This is a genomic window from Planobispora rosea (assembly GCF_014648175.1).
Lineage (GTDB): Bacteria > Actinomycetota > Actinomycetes > Streptosporangiales > Streptosporangiaceae > Planobispora > Planobispora rosea.
Genome location: NZ_BMQP01000027.1, coordinates 75456 through 91791 on the forward strand (window position 1 = coordinate 75456; position 16336 = coordinate 91791).

A 16336-nucleotide genomic window follows, 5' to 3' on the forward strand; every position below is an offset into this window, starting at 1 on the left:
CGGCCCACACCACGTCATGCCAAGCGCTTCGTGGCGCAGACCCCCCACGGCGGATCTGAGGTGCCCCGCGCACCGGCGGTCCCCTCTCCCCCGAGAGAAAGGAAGAGCCCATGCGCTCTCGCGCGCTGACGACGTTCGCGGCACTCGCCGGGACCTCGGTGCTCGCCCTCGCCGGCTGCGCCGGCGAACCGGCCGCGAAGGCCCCCGCGGCCGACGCCGCCGCCACCCCGGAGTTCTCCGGGAAGCTGAGCATCCTGACCAAGTTCGCCGGGGACTCCCTGAGCCCCTACTTCGAGGGAGTCGTCGCCGACTACCGCAAGCTGCACCCCGATGTGCAGGTCGAACTCATCCAGGAGACCGACCAGAGCATCAAGGACAAGACCAAGACCCTGACCGCCTCCAACGCCCTGCCCGACATCTACTTCAGCTGGACCGGCAACTGGGCGGAGAACTTCGTCCGCGGCGGCCTGGCGGCCGACCTGACCAAGGTGATCGGCCCCGACACCGCATGGGGCAAGACCTTCAGCCCGGCGGCGCTGTCGGCCTTCGCCTACGACGGCAAGTACTACGGCGTCCCGCTGTACAACAACGGCAAGTTCATGGGCTACAACAAGGCCGCGTTCGACAAGGCCGGGGTGAAGGTGCCCGCCTCCTTCGAGGAACTCCTGACCTCCTGCGCGCCGCTGCGCAAGGCCGGATACGAGCCCATCACCTTCGGCAACAAGGACGGCTGGCCCGCCCTGCACTACCTGCAGCAGCTGTTCGCCTACCACGTGCCGCGCGACACCCTGAACGCCGACTTCGACCCCCGGACGGCCAAGCTCGACCACCCCGGCTACGTCACCGCGCTCAAGCAGTTCAAGACCCTCGTCGACCAGTGCACCGACACCCGCGACGCCACCAACGGCGTGCTCTACAGCTCGGCGCAGGAGAAGTTCCTCAACGGCAAGGCGGCGATGTACTACCAGGAGATCCTGGAGTTCGCGAACGTCACCGACGAGCGGGAGCTCAAGCCGGACGACTTCGGCATCTTCCCGCTGCCGGTCCCGCAGGGCGCCGCCGGCGACCCCGGGGCGATCGAGGGCGCGCCCGAGGGCTACCTGATCAACGCCAGGTCGCCGCGCGTGGCGCTCGCCGTCGACTTCATGAAGTTCCTCACCGGTACGGAGAACGCCAAGAAGCTCTCCGCGGCGCCGTACGCCCAGCCCAGCACGGTCGTCGGGGCCGTCACCGAGGAGACCTCCGGCAAGGCCGTCTTCGAGGGCATCGAGATGGTCAACAAGGCCTCGCAGCTGGCCATCTGGCTGGACACGGTGACCGTCCCCGAAGTCGCCGACGCCTGGCTGGCCGGCGGCGAAGCCCTCGTCAGCGGCAGCGCGACCCCCGAGAAGGTGCTCGAGAGCGTGCGCCGGGCCTCGGCGTCGGCCAAGTAGCCGCGCGGCCGAAGGGAGAGAAGGGAGAGCACGCCGGTGCGCGCCATCGTCCAGAGGACACTCGGCCTCGCGTGGGTCGTCCCGGCCCTCGTGCTGGTGGGGGTGTTCGTCTACCTGCCGCTCGTGCAGAACCTCCGGTTCAGCACGCTCGAATGGGACATCTACAGCGGGAGCCAGGAATACATCGGGTTCGACAACTACCGCAAGCTCCTGGACGACCCGGTCTTCTGGTCGTCGTTCGGCAACAACCTGCTCTACGCGGTGATCTCGATCGCCGTCCAGGTGTTCGGCGCCCTCGTGCTCGCCGCGCTGATCGAGGGCGTCCGGAGCGAGCGGTGGCGGCGCGGCCTGCGGGCGGTCTACTTCATCCCCTCGGCGATCTCGCTGACCGTCGCGGGCCTGCTCTTCTACTTCATCTACGAGCCCAGCCTGGGCCCGCTCAACCACATGCTCCGGGCGATGGGGCTGGAGGAGCTGGCCCAGGCGTGGCTGGGACAGGAGAGCACCGCGATGACCGCGATCATCGCGATGAGCCAGTGGCAGGGCTTCGGCTACTCCACCCTGCTGTTCGCCGTGGCGATCCAGCGCATCCCCTCGGAGATCTACGGCGCGGCGGCCATCGACGGCGTCGGGCCGGTCCGCCGCTTCTTCCACGTGACGCTCCCCCTGGTGAGGGAGATGACCGGCCTGATGGCGATCGTGACCGTCTCCGGGTCCTTCCAGGTGTTCAACGAGGTCATGGTGATGACCGGCGGCGGGCCCAACAACTCGACCCAGGTGCTGGGGACCTGGCTGTACCGGAGCGGATTCGTCCGCAACGACTTCGGCTACGCCGCCGCCATCGCGACGGTGCTCTTCGTGATCACGCTGGGCATCGCGCTGGCGCAGCTGTGGTTCGCGCGCAGGAGGAGGGTGGAATGGTGAGTCGCCTGAGCTTTCTCGGGGTGATCGTCCGCGTGTTCATGTGGGCCTTCCTCATCGGCCTGGCGGTGGTCGTGCTCTATCCGCTGCTGTGGATGGTGCTCAGCGGGTTCAAGACCAACGCCGAGCTCTTCGGGGACCCCTTCGCCCTGCCCGTCGACTGGAGCTTCGACAACTACCGCAAGGCGTGGAACGGGGGAGTGAGCGGCTACCTGACCACCAGCGTGCTCGTCACCGTGACCTCCACGGTCGCCACCGTGTTCGTCAGCGCCTGGGCGGCCTACGGCCTGACCCGCGTGCAGATCCCGCTGAGCCGGACGGTCACCGCCCTGATCCTCGGCGGACTGATGCTCGCCCCCACCGTGGCGCTCGTCCCGCTGGTGAAGATGTTCCAGGCGATGGGCCTGTACAACAGCTTCTGGGCGCTGCTCATCCTGTACACCGCCTTCCGCGTCCCGTTCACCACCTTCCTCATCCGCGCCTACATGATCGACCTGCCACGCGAGGTCGACGAGGCCGCGGAGATGGACGGGGCCGGCCGGTGGACCGCCTTCTGGCGGATCACCCTGCCCATGTGCAAGCCGATCATCACCTCGACGGTCCTGCTGCACATCCTCTTCGCCTGGAACGAGTACCTGTTCGCGATGGTCTTCACCAGCGGCAGCGGCGTGCAGACCCTCCCGGTGGGCCTGACGAGCCTGATGAGCAGGCACGGCACCGACTTCCCCGTCGTCTTCGCCGGCATGGTGATCGCGGCCGTCCCGGTGGTGCTGCTGTTCTTCCTCGGCCAGCGCTACATCGTCAGGGGCCTGGCCGACGGGATCGGCAAGTGACCCTCCTCCGGCGGGGCGGGAATCGGCCGCTGCCCGGCGGAGCTGGAAACAGACGACCCTCCGGAGGGGACCGGACCCCTCCGGCGGGGCCGGGAACCGGGCCGGAGCACGCCGCCGTACGACAGGAGTCCCGATGACCCTCTCCCTCCAGCAGATCACCGGCTCGAACTTCGCCTACCAGCACCTGCCGTTCGAGCGCTTCCTCGACGACGCCGCCGCCCTCGGCCGCGAGCGGGTGGAGCTGTGGGGCGTCGCGCCCCACTTCCACATCCCGCAGGTGAGCGACGCCGAGGCGCGCGCCGTCCGCCGCCGCCTCGAATCGCGCGGCCTGGCGGTGCACTGCCTCACCCCCGAACAGGTGATGTACCCGGTCAACATCGCCTCGCCCGTCACCTGGCTGCGGGCCGCGAGCATCGGCATGTTCCGCCGCGCGGCCGAGCTGTGCGCGGAGCTCGGGGCGGAGCTGCTGCTGCTCACCCCCGGCCGCGGCTTCGAGGACGAGCCGGTGGAGGCCGCCCGGCGCCGTTCCGCCGACGCGGTCGGCGAGATCGCCGCCTACGCCGCCGCGCTAGGAGTGACGTGCGTGCTCGAACCGCTGCAGCGGGTGGAGTCGAACCTCGTCAACGACTCCCGCACGCTCGCGGAGATGATCGACGAGGTGGGCGCGGCGAACCTCGGCGCCGTGCTCGACACCGTGGGCATGGCCGTGGCCGGTGAGAGCGTCGACGACTACTTCGACACGCTCGGCGACCGCGTCCGCCACGTGCACCTGATCGACGGCAGGCCCGCGGGGCACCTGGCGTGGGGCGACGGGGAACTGCCGCTCGCCGACTACCTGGCCGCCCTGCAACGCCGGGGATACCGCGGGTCCATGACCTTCGAGCTCTTCGGCGACGGCGCCTACGCGTTCGCCCCCCGGCCGGTGGTGGAACGGTGCCTGGCGGCGGTCGGGGACGCGCTCGCGGAGCCCGGCCGCCGCTGAGGCGCCGCCTCAGATCATGCGGAAGTCGGCGAAGTCGAAGCCGGGGGAGACCACGCAGCTCACCAGGACGGCCTCGTCCCCGGCCGGGCGGGCCGCCTGCCAGGTGCCGGCCGGGACGAGGGCCTGGGGGACCTGGCCCTCCTCCACCAGCGGGCCGAGGGTGAGCGTGCCGGCAGGCTGGCCCTCGTGGCCGCCGAGGACCAGCGTCAGCGGGCCGCCCCGGTGCCAGAGCCACACCTCGTCGGAGCGGACGACGTGCGGGCGCGACTCCTCGCCGGGCGAGAGCAGGAAGTAGATCCCGGTGGCGGTCGCCCGGGGCCCGCCGTACCCGGGCGGGGCGAACTGGTGGGAGGTGCGCCAGGTCTCGCGGAACCAGCCCCCCTCGGGGTGGGGCCGGAGGTCCAGGACCTCGGCGAGCGGCGGGCGCTGCGGAGGCCGCGGGGACTCCGGGGGCTGCGAGGACCGGGGGGACTGCGAAGGTCGTGAAGGTACGGTCACCGCTCCGATGGTAGGGGGTGCCCCCGACGGATTCCCGCCGGTCCGCGGGGACGCCTCCCGGGCGGGTGCGCGGGCCCGGCAGACGCTCTCCGGGCACGGCCACGAGGGCCCGGCGGCAGGAGGAGAGGACTGGTTTCCGGCCGATGAACAGGGAGAACACGCGGCATGCCGGGATGCCGGGAATTTGTCGGCGGGGTTGGTTAGCGTTCGGCGCGTGATCGAACGGTGGAACCGGGACCAGGTGCTCGCGCTCGCGCCCGACGCCTCGTCCCAGAAAGCGGCCCATGGGGTGTCGTCCCCCGGGAAGTGGTCGAATACCGGTGTCACCGCCGAGGCGGTGTGGGGAGAGTGCAAGGGCAGCGGCTCCAAGCCCTACCGGGCCTGCGTGGACCTGTCCGGTCCCGCCTACCGGTGCAGCTGCCCGAGCCGGAAATTCCCCTGCAAGCACGCCCTCGGCCTGCTGCTGCTGTGGTCGGCCGACGGCGTCCCGGGCGCGGACGGGCCCGCCGACTGGGTGGCCGAGTGGCTCGACCAGCGCCGCGCCCGCGCCGAGAGGCCCGCGCCCGCGCCCCGTGCGGCGGCCGCCGCGGCCCCCGACCCGAGACGGGCCGAGCAGCGCGAGCAGCGGGTCGCGGCCGGCCTGGAGGAGCTGGACCGCTGGCTGGCCGACCAGGTGCGGCAGGGCATCGCCGGATCGCGCCGCCACGACCACTGGGACGGACTCGTCAAGCGCCTGATCGACGCCCAGGCCCCCGGTGCCGCCGGGACCGTCTCGCGTCTGGGGACCGTCCTGGGGGGCGAGGACTGGCCGGCCCGCCTGCTGTCGGAGTACGCGCTGCTGCATCTGCTCGTCACCGCCCACCGCCGCGAGCCGCCGGCGCCGACCGCGCGGGGGCGGGTCGGGTTCCCGACCTCCAAGGAGGAGGTGCTCGCCGGGGAGACGGTCCGCGACCGGTGGGACGTGCTGGGACGGCGGGACGAGGAACAGGACCGGCTGATCACGCGGCGGGCCTGGCTGCGCGGCCGTACGACCGGCCGGGCGGCGCTCGTGCTCTCCTTCGCCCCGGCCGGGCAGACGCAGACGCTCGACGCCTCGCTCGTCACGGGGATGACGGTGGACGCGGACCTGGCGTTCTACCCCGGATCGGCCCCGCTGCGCGCCCTGGTCGCCACCCGGCACGGCGCCGCCCCCGCGGCGGTCCCGCCCGGCTCCGGCCCGGAGCAGGCGCTGCGGGAGGTGGCGGCGGCCCTGGCGGGGGACCCGTGGACGGACTCCTGGCCGGTGGTCCTCGACGGGGTCGTCCCGCTGCGGAACGGCGGGTGGCTGCTGGGCGGCCCGGACGGCGGGATCCCGCTGCACCCGTCGGCGGGCACCCCGTGGCGGCTGGTCGCCGCCTCCGGCGGACGCCCGCTGACCGTCGCCGCCGAATGGACCCCGCAGGGCCTGCGGCCCCTGTCGACCTGGGATGAGGAAGGCCGGGTGGTGGTGCTGTGAGCGCCTCTGCGAGCGGTTCTCCGAAGGGGACCATGACCCCGTGGGAGGACCTCGTGTCCACCGCGCTCGTCGGCACCGACCGCAGGCCGCTGCCGGGCGCCCCGGCCGGCGCCGACCCGGCGGTGGAGCTGCTGGAACGGGCCGCCGTGCACACCGTCCGCGTCCGTGCCGGGCAGCGGCTGCGCGCGGGCACGCCGCTGGAGGCGGCCCCGCCGGAGGAGCAGCCCGTCGTCTCGCGCGCCGCCGCCGACCGGCTGGCCCGGATCCTCGGCGGTGAGCGGCCGAGGCTGCTGGCCGAGTGGCTGCAGACCGCCGCGGGCCGCGGTTACCGCCTCGCGCCGCACCTGCTGCCCGAGCTGCTCGACCACGCCGCCCGGGACCGCTCGATCCGGCCGCACGTCGGCATCCTGGCCGGGCACCGGGGGCGCTGGCTGGCCGGGCTCAACCCCGCCTGGGGCTTCCTGCTGGAGGAGGTCACCGCGGCCCGGCCGCGGCCGGAGGTGTGGGAGCTGGGCACCTCCGGGGACCGCCGGGCCTACCTGGCCGCGCTGCGGGCCGCCGATCCCGGGGCCGCCCGCGAGCTGCTCGCGGCGGCGTGGGAGAAGGAGACCCCCGAGGATCGGGCGGCGTTCCTGGAGCTCCTCGGGGAGGGACTCTCCCTCGACGACGAGCCGTTCCTGGAGGCCGCGCTCGACGACCGCCGCATCGAGGTCAGGCACAGGGCCTCCGAGCTGCTCACCCGCCTGCCGGACTCGCGGCTCGGGCGGCGGATGGCCGAGCGGGCCGCCCGCCGCTTCGCCGTCGCGCGCGGCAGGCTCAACGTGGACCCGCCCCTCGAGTGCGACGCCGCGATGGAGCGCGACGGCATCCGGCCCAAGCCGCCCCGGGGCATGGGCGAGCAGGGCTGGTGGCTGCGGCAGCTGGTGTCCCGCACCCCGCTCGCCGTCTGGCGCGACCTACTTGGGCACTCGCCCCGCGAGCTCGTCCGGATGAAGGTCGTCGACTGGGGCCGGGAGGTCATGGCGGGATGGGTCAGGGCGACCGTGATCCAGGAGGACCCGGAGTGGGCACGGGAGCTGTTCGCCTCCGACCCCCTGGCCGACCTGCTGGCCGTACTGCCCCGCGGGGAACAGGAGACCCTGGCGACGGACTTCGTCCGCGGGCACGGCCTGGACGGGCAGCTCATCATGGTCCTCGGCGGCGTGGCGGCCCCGTGGGGGCAGGAGCTGTCCCGGGCCGTGTTCCACAAGATCCTCGAAGTGTCGGGCACCCAGCCGTGGAACCTCGGCGAGCTGACCAAGCTGGCCGGTGAGCGCGTCGATCCGGCGCTGCACGGCCTGGCGGAGCGGCTCTCGCCCGAACCCCCCATCCAGGAGGTCGCCGCCCTCCTGCGTTTCCGTGACGACATGCTGAAGGAGCTCTCATGACGACGGTGCAGCCGGTGCTGCGCGCCCACGCCGAGGACCAGTACGCCGAGGAGCTGGAGATCCTGGCCAAGGACGACGACCGGGTCCGGCCGCCGGGCTGGAAGTTGTCGCCGTGGGCGGTGACCGCCTACATCCTGGGGGACGGAGAGCGGATCACTCCCAAGTACATCGGCCCCCGCCGCATCGTCGAGGTGGCCGTGGCGACGCTGGCCACCGACCGGGCGCTGCTGCTGCTCGGCGTGCCCGGAACCGCGAAGACCTGGCTGTCGGAGCACCTGGCCGCCGCGATCAGCGGCGACTCCACCCTGCTGGTGCAGGGCACGGCGGGCACCGCCGAGGAGGCCGTCCGCTACGGCTGGAACTACGCGCGGCTGCTGGCCGAGGGGCCGTCCCGGGAGGCGCTCACCCCCAGCCCGGTGATGCGGGCGATGGCCGAGGGCCGCATCGCCCGGGTCGAGGAGCTGACCCGCATGCCCTCCGACGTGCAGGACGCGCTGATCACCGTGCTGTCGGAGAAGACGCTGCCGATCCCGGAGCTGAACGAGGAGGTCCAGGCCTCCCGCGGGTTCAACCTCATCGCCACCGCCAACGACCGCGACCGGGGCGTCAACGACCTGTCCAGCGCGCTGCGCCGCAGGTTCAACACGGTCGTGCTGCCGGTGCCGGCCACCGCGGAGGAGGAGGTGGACATCGTCACCCGCCGGGTGGAGCAGCTGGGCCGCTCCCTGGAACTGCCCGGGATCCCGGCCGGGCTGGAGGAGATCCGCCGCGTCGTCACGGTCTTCCGCGAGCTGCGGACCGGGGTCACCGAGGACGGCCGTACCAAGGTCAAGTCGCCCAGCGGCACCCTCAGCACCGCCGAGGCCATCTCCGTCATCACCAACGGCGTCGCCCTGGCGGCCCACTTCGGCGACGGGGTGCTGCGCCCCGCCGACGTGGCCGCCGGGATCGTCGGCGCCGTGGTCCAGGACCCGGTCTCCGACAGCGTCGTCTGGCGCGAGTACCTCGAGACCGTCGTGCGGGAGCGCCGGGACTGGCGCGACTTCTACCGGGCCTGCCGTGACGCGGGCTGAGCCGGAGGCCGCCGCGCGGGCGGCGGGCGTGTCCGTCCTCGGCGTCCGGCACCACGGGCCCGGCTCGGCGCGGTCCCTCCGCGCGGAGCTGGAGCGCCTCAAGCCGGACATCGTGCTCATCGAGGGCCCGCCGGAGGCCGACGAGCTGGTCGCCCTCGCCGCGGACCCGGAGCTGGAACCGCCGGTGGCGCTGCTGGCGCACGTGCCGGGCGAGCCGTCCAGGGCGGCGTTCTGGCCGTTCGCGGTGTTCTCTCCCGAATGGCAGGCGATCGGCTACGCGGCCGAGGCGGGCGTGCCGGTCCGGTTCTGCGACCTGCCCGCCGCGCACAGCCTCGCCTCCCCCGCCGAAGACGCCGAAGCCGCGGTGGAGGCGGAGGAGAAGGACGGGGAGAAGGACGGGGAGGAGAAGGACGGAGAAGCGCGGGCCGTGCGGATCGATCCGATCGGCGCGCTCGCCCGTGCCGCCGGATACGACGATCCCGAGCGCTGGTGGGAGGACGCGGTCGAGCACCGCGGGGACACACCGTTCGAGGTGATCGCCGAGGCGATGGCCGCGGTCCGCGAGGGTCACGTCCCGGAGGGGAACGAGGCGCGGCGCGAGGCGTTCATGCGCCGGACGATCCGCAGGGCGGTCAAGGACGGGTTCGAGCGGATCGCCGTCGTCTGCGGCGCCTGGCACGTCCCGGCCCTGGCCGGACCGGCGGGCGCCCGGAGGTGGGACGCGGGGCTGCCGCCGGCCAGGGCCGACGACGCGCTGCTGCGCGGCCTGCCCAAGGCCAAGGTGGAGATGACCTGGGTGCCGTGGACCTACGGGCGGCTGGGCGCCTGGAGCGGGTACGGCGCGGGCGTGACCTCCCCGGGCTGGTACCACCACCTGTTCGCCGCGCCCGACCGGCCGGTGGAGCGGTGGCTGACCGGGGCCGCCGGGGTGCTGCGCGCCGAGGACCTCCCGGTCTCCTCCGCGCACGTCATCGAGGCGGTACGGCTCGCGCACTCGCTCGCGGTGCTCCGGGGACGGCCGCTGGCCGGGCTGGCGGAGGTCACCGAGGCGGTCAGGGCCGTCCTGTGCGAGGGCGACGACCTGCCGGTGGAGCTGATCCAGCGGCGCATGGTCGTGGGGGAGCGGCTCGGCCGGGTGCCCGACACGACCCCGATGGTCCCGCTCCAGCGCCACCTGCGCGAGGAGCAGCGGCGGCTCAGGCTCAAGCCGGAGGCGCTCGACCGCGAGCTCGACCTCGACCTGCGCAAGCCCCTCGACCTGGACCGCAGCAGGCTGCTGCACCGCCTGAGGCTGCTCGGTGTGGGCTGGGGGACCCTCCGGGAGAGCCGGGGCAAGGGCACCTTCCGCGAGTCGTGGACGCTGGTGTGGCGTCCTGAGTTCGACATCGACCTGATCGAGGCGAGCGCCTGGGGAACCACCGTCCCGGCGGCGGCCGCGGCCCGCGTCCGCGACCTCGCGGGGGGCGGAGGGGCGGCCGGTGGCCCGTCCGGGGGGCGGGGCTCCGGGCCGGGCGGCCGGGGAGGGGCCGGGCAGGGAGGGGCCGGGCAGTCCGGCGGTGTCTCGCTCGCCGACCTGACCGGGCTGGTGGAGAAGTGCCTGCTCGCCGACCTTCCGGACGCGCTGCCGTACGTGCTGGACGCCCTGTCGGCGCGGGCGGCGCTGGACAGCGACGTGACGCACCTGATGGCGGCGCTGCCCGCGATGGTCCGCGCCCAGCGTTACGGCGACGTGCGCGGCACGCCCGCCGCCGGGCTGTCCACGATCGTCGACGCCCTGCTCACCCGCGTCTGCGTCGGCCTGGGCGCGGCGGTCACCGGCCTGGACGACGACGCCGCCCGCGACCTGCTCCGCCACGTCGACGCGGTGCACGCCGCCGTCGGGCTGCTCGACTCCGGTGCGGCGGGCGGCGGCTCCGGCGGTGAGACCGGCGGCGAGGTCCCGGGCGAGGAACCGCCCGGGACACGCTGGCTGGCCGCGCTGCGCGCGGTGTCGGGCCGGTCGGACCTGCACGGGCTGATCGAGGGGCGGATCGTCCGGATCCTGCTGGACGCCGGGGACCTCGACGCCGACCGCGCCGGGCGGCGGATGTCGCGGGCGATGTCGGCCGGGCATCCGCCCGCCCGGGTGGCGGCCTGGGTCGAGGGGTTCGTCTCCGGCGGCGGGCTGCTGCTCGTGCACGACGCCCGGCTGCTGGGGCTGATCGACGGGTGGCTGACCGGGCTGGCCCCGGAGGCGTTCACGGACGTGCTGCCGCTGCTGCGGCGGACCTTCGGCGCCTTCGCCGCGCCGGAGCGCCGCTCGATCGGCGAGCGGGTGCGCTCGCTCGGCGGGGGCGAGAGCGCCGCCGCGGCGGCCGAGGACATCGACGAGGAGCGTGCGGCGGCGGCCGTACGGACCGTACTGGAGATCCTGGGGAGGGCATCGTGACGGACGCCGTGACGGGGGCCGCGGCGGCGGGAGCCGCGCCGGGCGACGAGCGGCTGCGCCGCTGGCGGCTGGTGCTCGGCGGCGACGCCGACGGCACCGGGTGCGCGCTGGGCGGGACCGACGCGCAGATGGACGGCGCGCTGGCCGCGCTCTACAACTCCGGCGGCGAGGGCGGGTCCGCCGAGCGGAGCGCCGGGCTCGGAGCCTCCGCGCCGCGGGTCGCGCGCTGGCTGGGCGACATCCGCTCCTACTTCCCCTCGACCGTGGTCCAGGTGATGCAGAAGGACGCGGTCGAGCGGCTGAACCTGACCCGGCTGCTGCTGGAGCCGGAGATGCTGGAGGCGGTCGAGCCCGACGTGCACATGGTCGGCACGCTCCTGTCGCTCAACCGGGTCATGCCCGACAAGGCACGCGAGTCGGCCCGCGCGCTGGTCCGCAAGGTCGTCGCCGAGCTGGAGCGACGGCTGACGCAGAAGACCAAGGCCGCGGTGACCGGCGCGCTCGACCGCGCGGCGCGCACCCACCGTCCCAAGCGGGTCGCCGACATCGACTGGGACCGTACGATCCGCGCCAACCTCAAGAACTACCTGCCGGAGAAGAACACCGTGATCCCCTCGCGGCTGGTCGGGTACGGCAGGCGCCAGCGGGCGGTCCAGCGCGAGGTGGTGCTCTGCATCGACCAGAGCGGCTCGATGGCCGCCTCCGTGGTCTACTCCAGCGTCTTCGGCGCGGTGCTCGCCTCGATGCGCTCGCTGAAGACGTCGCTGGTGGTGTTCGACACCGCGGTCGTGGACCTCACCGACCAGCTCCACGACCCGGTCGAGCTGTTGTTCGGCACCCAGCTCGGCGGAGGCACCGACATCAACCGGGCCATCGCCTACAGCCAGGGCCTCATCACCCGGCCCGGCGACTCCATCTTCGTCCTGATCAGCGATCTGTACGAGGGCGGGGTCCGCCAGGAGATGCTCCGCAGGGTGGCCCAGATGACCGCCTCCGGGGTGCAGGTGATCGTGCTGCTGGCGCTGTCGGACGAGGGGGCGCCCTTCTACGACCGGGAGAACGCCGCCGCGCTGGCGGCGATGGGGGTTCCCGCCTTCGCGTGCACCCCCGATGCCTTCCCCGGCCTGATGGCCGCCGCGATCGAACGCCGCGACATCGGCCAGTGGGCCGAGCGCCACCTGGAGCGCCCGGCCGGTTGAACGGACGGATCCGGCGAGGGCGGCACGGAGGCCCATCCTCGCCGGATCCGGGACGCCGGGACCGCCCGGGTGGGGGGGACTCCTCCACCCGGGCGGTCCGTACGGCGCGGTCCGAGCCGCTCAGTGGCCCGCGGCCTCCTCCTCCGGGCGGGCCCGGAGCGGGAGCAGGAAGGCGGCCAGGAATGTGACGGCGATCAGGCCTGAGGTGACCCAGATCGTCACCTCCATGGTGTCGGTGAAGGACCGGCCCCGCTCCAGCAGCCCGAAGAAGAGCGTGCCGATCGCGGCGGCGCCGAGCGCGGCGCCGAGCTGCTGGACCCCGGTGAGCACGCCGCTGGCCGAGCCCGACTCGTGCGGCTCCACCGCGGCGAGCACGATGTCGAAGAACGGAGCCATGATCATGCTCATGCCGGCGCCGGTGACGAGCAGGGCGGGGGCCAGCTGCCACGGCGTGACGCCGACCCCGGCCAGGCCGAGGGTGACGCCGACGCCGGCGACACCCGCGATCATCACGATCGCGCCGATGTGGATCAGCTTGCGGCCCGCCTTCCGGGGCAGTCCGGCGGCGTTGACCACGATGAAGCCGAGGACGGTGCCGACGGCGTTCGGCAGGTTCGCCAGCCCCGCCTTCAACGGGTCGTAGCCCAGGCCGATCTGGACGTAGACACCGAAGACGAGCGAGAAGCCGATCATCGCGGTGAAGAAGACCAGACCGGTGATCAGACCGCCGCTGAAGGCGCGCTTGCGGAACAGAGTGGTCACCAGGAGCGGGTCCCCGCCCGTCCGCTGCTTGCGGCTCTGGTGCCGGGCCAGGAGGAGGAAGACCGCGATCGAGGCGGCCATCGAGGCGAAGGTCCAGGCGGGCCAGTCCAGCTCCCGGCCCTGGACCAGCGGGTAGATCAGCAGCAGGGAGGCGCCGGTGACGAGTCCCATGCCGGTCAGGTCCAGCCTGGAGGCGTGCGGGGAGCCGGACTCGGGCAGGAAGCGCAGCGCCCCGGCGATGGCCAGCAGCCCGATCGGCAGGTTGATCAGGAAGATCATGCGCCAGCCGGTGCCGAACAGGTCGGCGTCGACGAGCCAGCCCGCGAGCACCGGCCCGGCCACCGTGGACAGTCCCAGCACCGGGCCGAACGCGCCCATCGCCGCGGCCATCTCCTTCGGCGGGAACATCTCCTTGATCAGCCCGAGTCCCTGCGGGAGCATCACGGCGCCGAAGAGGCCCTGGACCACGCGGGCCGCGACCAGCGTCTCGGGCGAGAAGGCCAGTCCGCACAGCAGTGAGCCGAGGGTGAACCCGGCGGCGCCGACGAGGAACATGCGCCTGCGGCCGTAGAGGTCGCCGAGGCGCCCGCCGGTGATCAGGCCGACGGCCAGGGCCATGGTGTACGCGGCGCCGAGCCACTGGATCAGGCTCGACGATCCGCCCAGGTCGGCCAGGATGGTCGGCCCCGCGATGGTGGTGATCATCGCGTCGACCAGGTCCATCACCTCGGCGGCGAGGATCACGAAGAGCGCCGGCCAGCGCCATCGGTACAGCTCGGCGGGGGCGCCGGTCGTGGCGGCGTGGGTCATGGGGGACTCCGTTCGGTTCGTGGGAGCGCGCGGGACCGCTGCGGGCGGATCCCGGGAGCGGGGAACAGGGGAGCGCGAGGCACTCTGACGAACACTGTTCGTGCTCTACGAACAGTGTTGTATAGGCGAACGATGTTCGTGTCAAGTACGGTGTTCGCGGAACGTATGCCGTTCGTGGTCGGTACGGTGTTCGCGAGGGGAATCCGGGGTGGGATACCATCCCGGCATGGCCGACATCCCCGCTCCGCCCTGGCGCAAGGCGCGTAAGAGCAGTCCTCCGCGTACCGTCCTGAGCAGGGATCTCATCGTCTCCGCCGGCCTGCGGATCGTCGACGCCGAAGGGGTCGACGCGCTGAGCATGCGCCGGGTCGCCCAGGAGCTCGGCACCGGGCCCGCCTCCCTCTACGCCCACGTGGAGAACAAGGAGGAACTGCTCGACCTGATCTACGACGAGGTGATGGGCGAGATCCGGGTCCCCGAACCGGAGCCGGGACGCTGGCTGGAGCAGATCAGGGAGGTGGTCCTGGAGGCGACCCGGGTGTTCGGCGCCCACGCCGACATCGCCAGGGTCGGCCTCGCCAACATCCCGACCACCCCCAACGCGCTGCGGATCGCCGAGAGCCAGCTGCGCATCATGATCGCCGGAGGGGTGCCGCCGAAGATCGCGTCCTTGATGGTCGACCGGCTCGCCCTGTACGTCTGCGCCGACGCCTTCGAGGGCTCGCTCTACTACCTCCGGCAGCGGGGCAGCGGCAAGGAACTGGAGGAGTTCCTGGAGGAGGTCTTCGGGCAGATCGGGGATTTCTACCGCGCCCTGCCCGCCGACCGCTTCCCCACCCTCGTCGCCCACGTGGACGATCTGGTGGCGGCGGACGACCGGGAGCGGTTCGAGTTCGGCCTCGACCTGATGCTGCGCGGCCTGGCGTCCTACGCCGCCGAGGCGGGCTCCGCGCCTCCGGTTTCCGGAAGTCCTACGTCGAAGGACTGATCCACGGGACCGATGCGCCCGCCGGGGCGGCGGCCGTACGGTCCGATCATGACGACGACGCTGGAAACCCCCACGGGGACAGGAACAGGGATATTCACCAGGCACCACCGCGCGCTGATGGTCGGCGTGCTCGCCCTGGTCGTGCTGGTGGCCTTCGAGTCGCTCGCGGTCGCGACCGCGATGCCGATGGTGGGGCGCGATCTGGACGGACTGGGCCTGTACGCGCTGGCCTTCAGCGGATCGATGGCCGCCGGGATGATCGCGACCGTGCTGGGCGGGCGCTGGGGCGACCTGCGGGGGCCGGTCGCCCCCCTCTGGGCGGGGCTGGCCGCCTTCGTGGCGGGACTCGTGATCAGCGGGACCGCGCCCGGGATGGACGTGTTCCTGGCCGGCCGGTTCGTGCAGGGCTTCGGCGGCGGGGTGTTCCAGGTCGCGCTGTACGTGCTGGTCTCGCGCGTCTACCCGGCCGCCCTGCACCCCAAGGTGTTCGGCGCGCTCGCCGCGGCGTGGGTAGTCCCGTCCATGGTCGGGCCGGTGATCGCGGGCTCGGTGGCGGTGCACCTCGGCTGGCGCTGGGTCTTCCTGGGCGTGCCGCTGCTGGTGGCGCCCGCGGCCCTGCTGCTCTGGCGCGGTCTCGCCTCCGCGCCCATGGAGAACCCGGCCGAACCGGCCACCCGCACGCCGATCGCCCGCAGGTTCGGCTGGGCGGTGCTGACGGCCGCCGGTGCGGCGCTCACGCAGTCCGGCGCGCAGTCCGGCGGGACGCACTCCGCTGAGGCGGCTGGGACGGCTGGGGCGGCGTCCGGCGCGATGGGGCCGGGCACCGGGATCGCGGTGCTCGCGGCGGGCCTGGTCCTGCTGGCCGTGTCCCTGCCCCGGTTGCTCCCGCCCGGGACCCTGCGCGGCGGGCGCGGGCTGCCCTCGGTGATCGCGCTGCGCGGGATCGTGGCCGGCACGTTCCTCGGCGGCGAGGTGTACCTGCCGCTCATGCTCCACGCCGAGCGGGGCCTCTCGCTCACCCAGGCCGGGGCCGTCCTCACCGGCGGCGCGCTGGCCTGGTCGCTGGGCTCGTGGATCGTCGGGCGCAAGACCTACGACCGGACCCTGATCCTGAGCGTCGGCCCGCTGGTGATGGCCGCGGGACTGCTGCTGATGGCCCTGTCCGTGCTCGACTCCGCCCCGGTGGCCCTGGCCTTCGCCGGTGAGGCCCTGTCCGGGTTCGGCATCGGGATCGTGTACCCGACGTTGTCGGTGCTCGTCCTGGAGCTGTCCGCACCCGGCGAGGAGGGGGAGAACAGCGCCTCGATGGGCGTGGGGGAGTCGGTCTTCACCGTGATGACGGTCGCCGCGGTGGGGGCGATCGTCGCGGGACTGGGCGCCACCGGCTCCGTCTACCTGGCGGGATTCGCGCTGATAGCCCTGGTGGCGCTCACCGGAACGCTGGTAGCGCGCAGAGCCGTCCCCTGATCGCCGTGGCACGATGGAAG

At 73.3% G+C, this 16336-nt stretch carries 13 protein-coding genes; 11 read left to right on the plus strand and 2 right to left on the minus strand.

What is annotated here, in order from left to right; translation table 11 throughout:
- Positions 1-110 precede the first annotated feature (110 nt).
- From IEZ08_RS25035 to IEZ08_RS25050, 4 genes are all read left to right on the plus strand, one after another.
- Complete coding sequence (locus IEZ08_RS25035) at positions 111-1433, plus strand: ABC transporter substrate-binding protein (RefSeq protein ID WP_068924530.1); 1323 nt, start codon at positions 111-113, stop codon at positions 1431-1433.
- Between the two features lie 36 nt (positions 1434-1469).
- Complete coding sequence (locus IEZ08_RS25040; RefSeq protein ID WP_068924528.1) at positions 1470-2357, plus strand: carbohydrate ABC transporter permease; 888 nt, start codon at positions 1470-1472, stop codon at positions 2355-2357.
- Positions 2351-3187 (plus strand): carbohydrate ABC transporter permease, encoded by an 837-nt coding sequence (locus tag IEZ08_RS25045; protein ID WP_068924526.1) that lies wholly within the window; start codon positions 2351-2353, stop codon positions 3185-3187. Before IEZ08_RS25040 ends, IEZ08_RS25045 begins: the two co-directional genes overlap by 7 nt.
- Positions 3188-3320: 133 nt before the next feature.
- Positions 3321-4169, plus strand: coding sequence for a sugar phosphate isomerase/epimerase family protein (locus IEZ08_RS25050; protein ID WP_068924524.1), 849 nt, complete (start codon positions 3321-3323; stop codon positions 4167-4169).
- Between the two features lie 9 nt (positions 4170-4178).
- On the opposite strand, the gene IEZ08_RS25055 is transcribed toward IEZ08_RS25050, so the two are convergent.
- A complete protein-coding gene (locus tag IEZ08_RS25055) occupies positions 4179-4667 on the minus strand; it encodes a cupin domain-containing protein (protein ID WP_189243097.1) in 489 nt (162 codons plus the stop codon).
- Between the two features lie 214 nt (positions 4668-4881).
- Here IEZ08_RS25055 and IEZ08_RS25060 point away from each other — a divergent pair, with 214 nt between their 5' ends.
- From IEZ08_RS25060 to IEZ08_RS25080, 5 genes are read left to right on the plus strand one after another with little or no spacing between them, the layout of a single operon-like run.
- Complete coding sequence (locus IEZ08_RS25060; protein WP_203863266.1) at positions 4882-6162, plus strand: SWIM zinc finger family protein; 1281 nt, start codon at positions 4882-4884, stop codon at positions 6160-6162.
- A 32-nt stretch (positions 6163-6194) separates the two neighbouring features.
- Positions 6195-7589 carry a DUF5691 domain-containing protein gene (locus IEZ08_RS25065; protein WP_189243099.1) on the plus strand — a complete coding sequence of 465 codons (1395 nt, stop codon included), beginning with the start codon at positions 6195-6197 and terminating at the stop codon, positions 7587-7589.
- Positions 7586-8662: an ATP-binding protein gene (locus tag IEZ08_RS25070; protein ID WP_068924520.1), complete on the plus strand. Its 1077-nt coding sequence runs from the start codon at positions 7586-7588 to the stop codon at positions 8660-8662. Before IEZ08_RS25065 ends, IEZ08_RS25070 begins: the two co-directional genes overlap by 4 nt.
- Positions 8649-11090: a DUF5682 family protein gene (locus IEZ08_RS25075; protein ID WP_189243100.1), complete on the plus strand. Its 2442-nt coding sequence runs from the start codon at positions 8649-8651 to the stop codon at positions 11088-11090. Before IEZ08_RS25070 ends, IEZ08_RS25075 begins: the two co-directional genes overlap by 14 nt.
- Positions 11087-12289, plus strand: coding sequence for a VWA domain-containing protein (locus tag IEZ08_RS25080; protein ID WP_229803479.1), 1203 nt, complete (start codon positions 11087-11089; stop codon positions 12287-12289). The genes IEZ08_RS25075 and IEZ08_RS25080 overlap by 4 nt, the downstream gene beginning before the upstream one ends.
- Before the next feature lie 120 nt (positions 12290-12409).
- On the opposite strand, the gene IEZ08_RS25085 is transcribed toward IEZ08_RS25080, so the two are convergent.
- The gene (locus IEZ08_RS25085) at positions 12410-13861 is read right to left on the minus strand and encodes an MFS transporter (RefSeq protein ID WP_189243101.1); all 1452 of its coding nucleotides are present in this window, start codon (positions 13859-13861) and stop codon (positions 12410-12412) included.
- A 226-nt stretch (positions 13862-14087) separates the two neighbouring features.
- On the opposite strand from IEZ08_RS25085, the gene IEZ08_RS25090 reads away from it, so the two are divergent.
- Both IEZ08_RS25090 and IEZ08_RS25095 read left to right on the plus strand, forming a co-directional pair.
- Positions 14088-14849 carry a TetR/AcrR family transcriptional regulator gene (locus tag IEZ08_RS25090; protein ID WP_068924516.1) on the plus strand — a complete coding sequence of 254 codons (762 nt, stop codon included), beginning with the start codon at positions 14088-14090 and terminating at the stop codon, positions 14847-14849.
- 48 nt (positions 14850-14897) lie between these two features.
- On the plus strand, positions 14898-16316 hold the full coding sequence (locus IEZ08_RS25095) for an MFS transporter (RefSeq protein ID WP_229803481.1): 1419 nt from the start codon (positions 14898-14900) through the stop codon (positions 16314-16316).
- Positions 16317-16336 lie beyond the last annotated feature (20 nt).

Coding starts and splice junctions, on each gene's coding strand:
- IEZ08_RS25035 (WP_068924530.1), top strand. CDS start 111: ATGCGCTCTCGCGCGCTGACGACGTTCGCGGCACTCGCCGGGACCTCG.
- IEZ08_RS25045 (WP_068924526.1), top strand. CDS start 2,351: ATGGTGAGTCGCCTGAGCTTTCTCGGGGTGATCGTCCGCGTGTTCATG.
- IEZ08_RS25050 (WP_068924524.1), top strand. CDS start 3,321: ATGACCCTCTCCCTCCAGCAGATCACCGGCTCGAACTTCGCCTACCAG.
- IEZ08_RS25065 (WP_189243099.1), top strand. CDS start 6,195: ATGACCCCGTGGGAGGACCTCGTGTCCACCGCGCTCGTCGGCACCGAC.
- IEZ08_RS25070 (WP_068924520.1), top strand. CDS start 7,586: ATGACGACGGTGCAGCCGGTGCTGCGCGCCCACGCCGAGGACCAGTAC.
- IEZ08_RS25085 (WP_189243101.1), bottom strand. CDS start 13,861: ATGACCCACGCCGCCACGACCGGCGCCCCCGCCGAGCTGTACCGATGG.
- IEZ08_RS25090 (WP_068924516.1), top strand. CDS start 14,088: ATGGCCGACATCCCCGCTCCGCCCTGGCGCAAGGCGCGTAAGAGCAGT.
- IEZ08_RS25095 (WP_229803481.1), top strand. CDS start 14,898: ATGACGACGACGCTGGAAACCCCCACGGGGACAGGAACAGGGATATTC.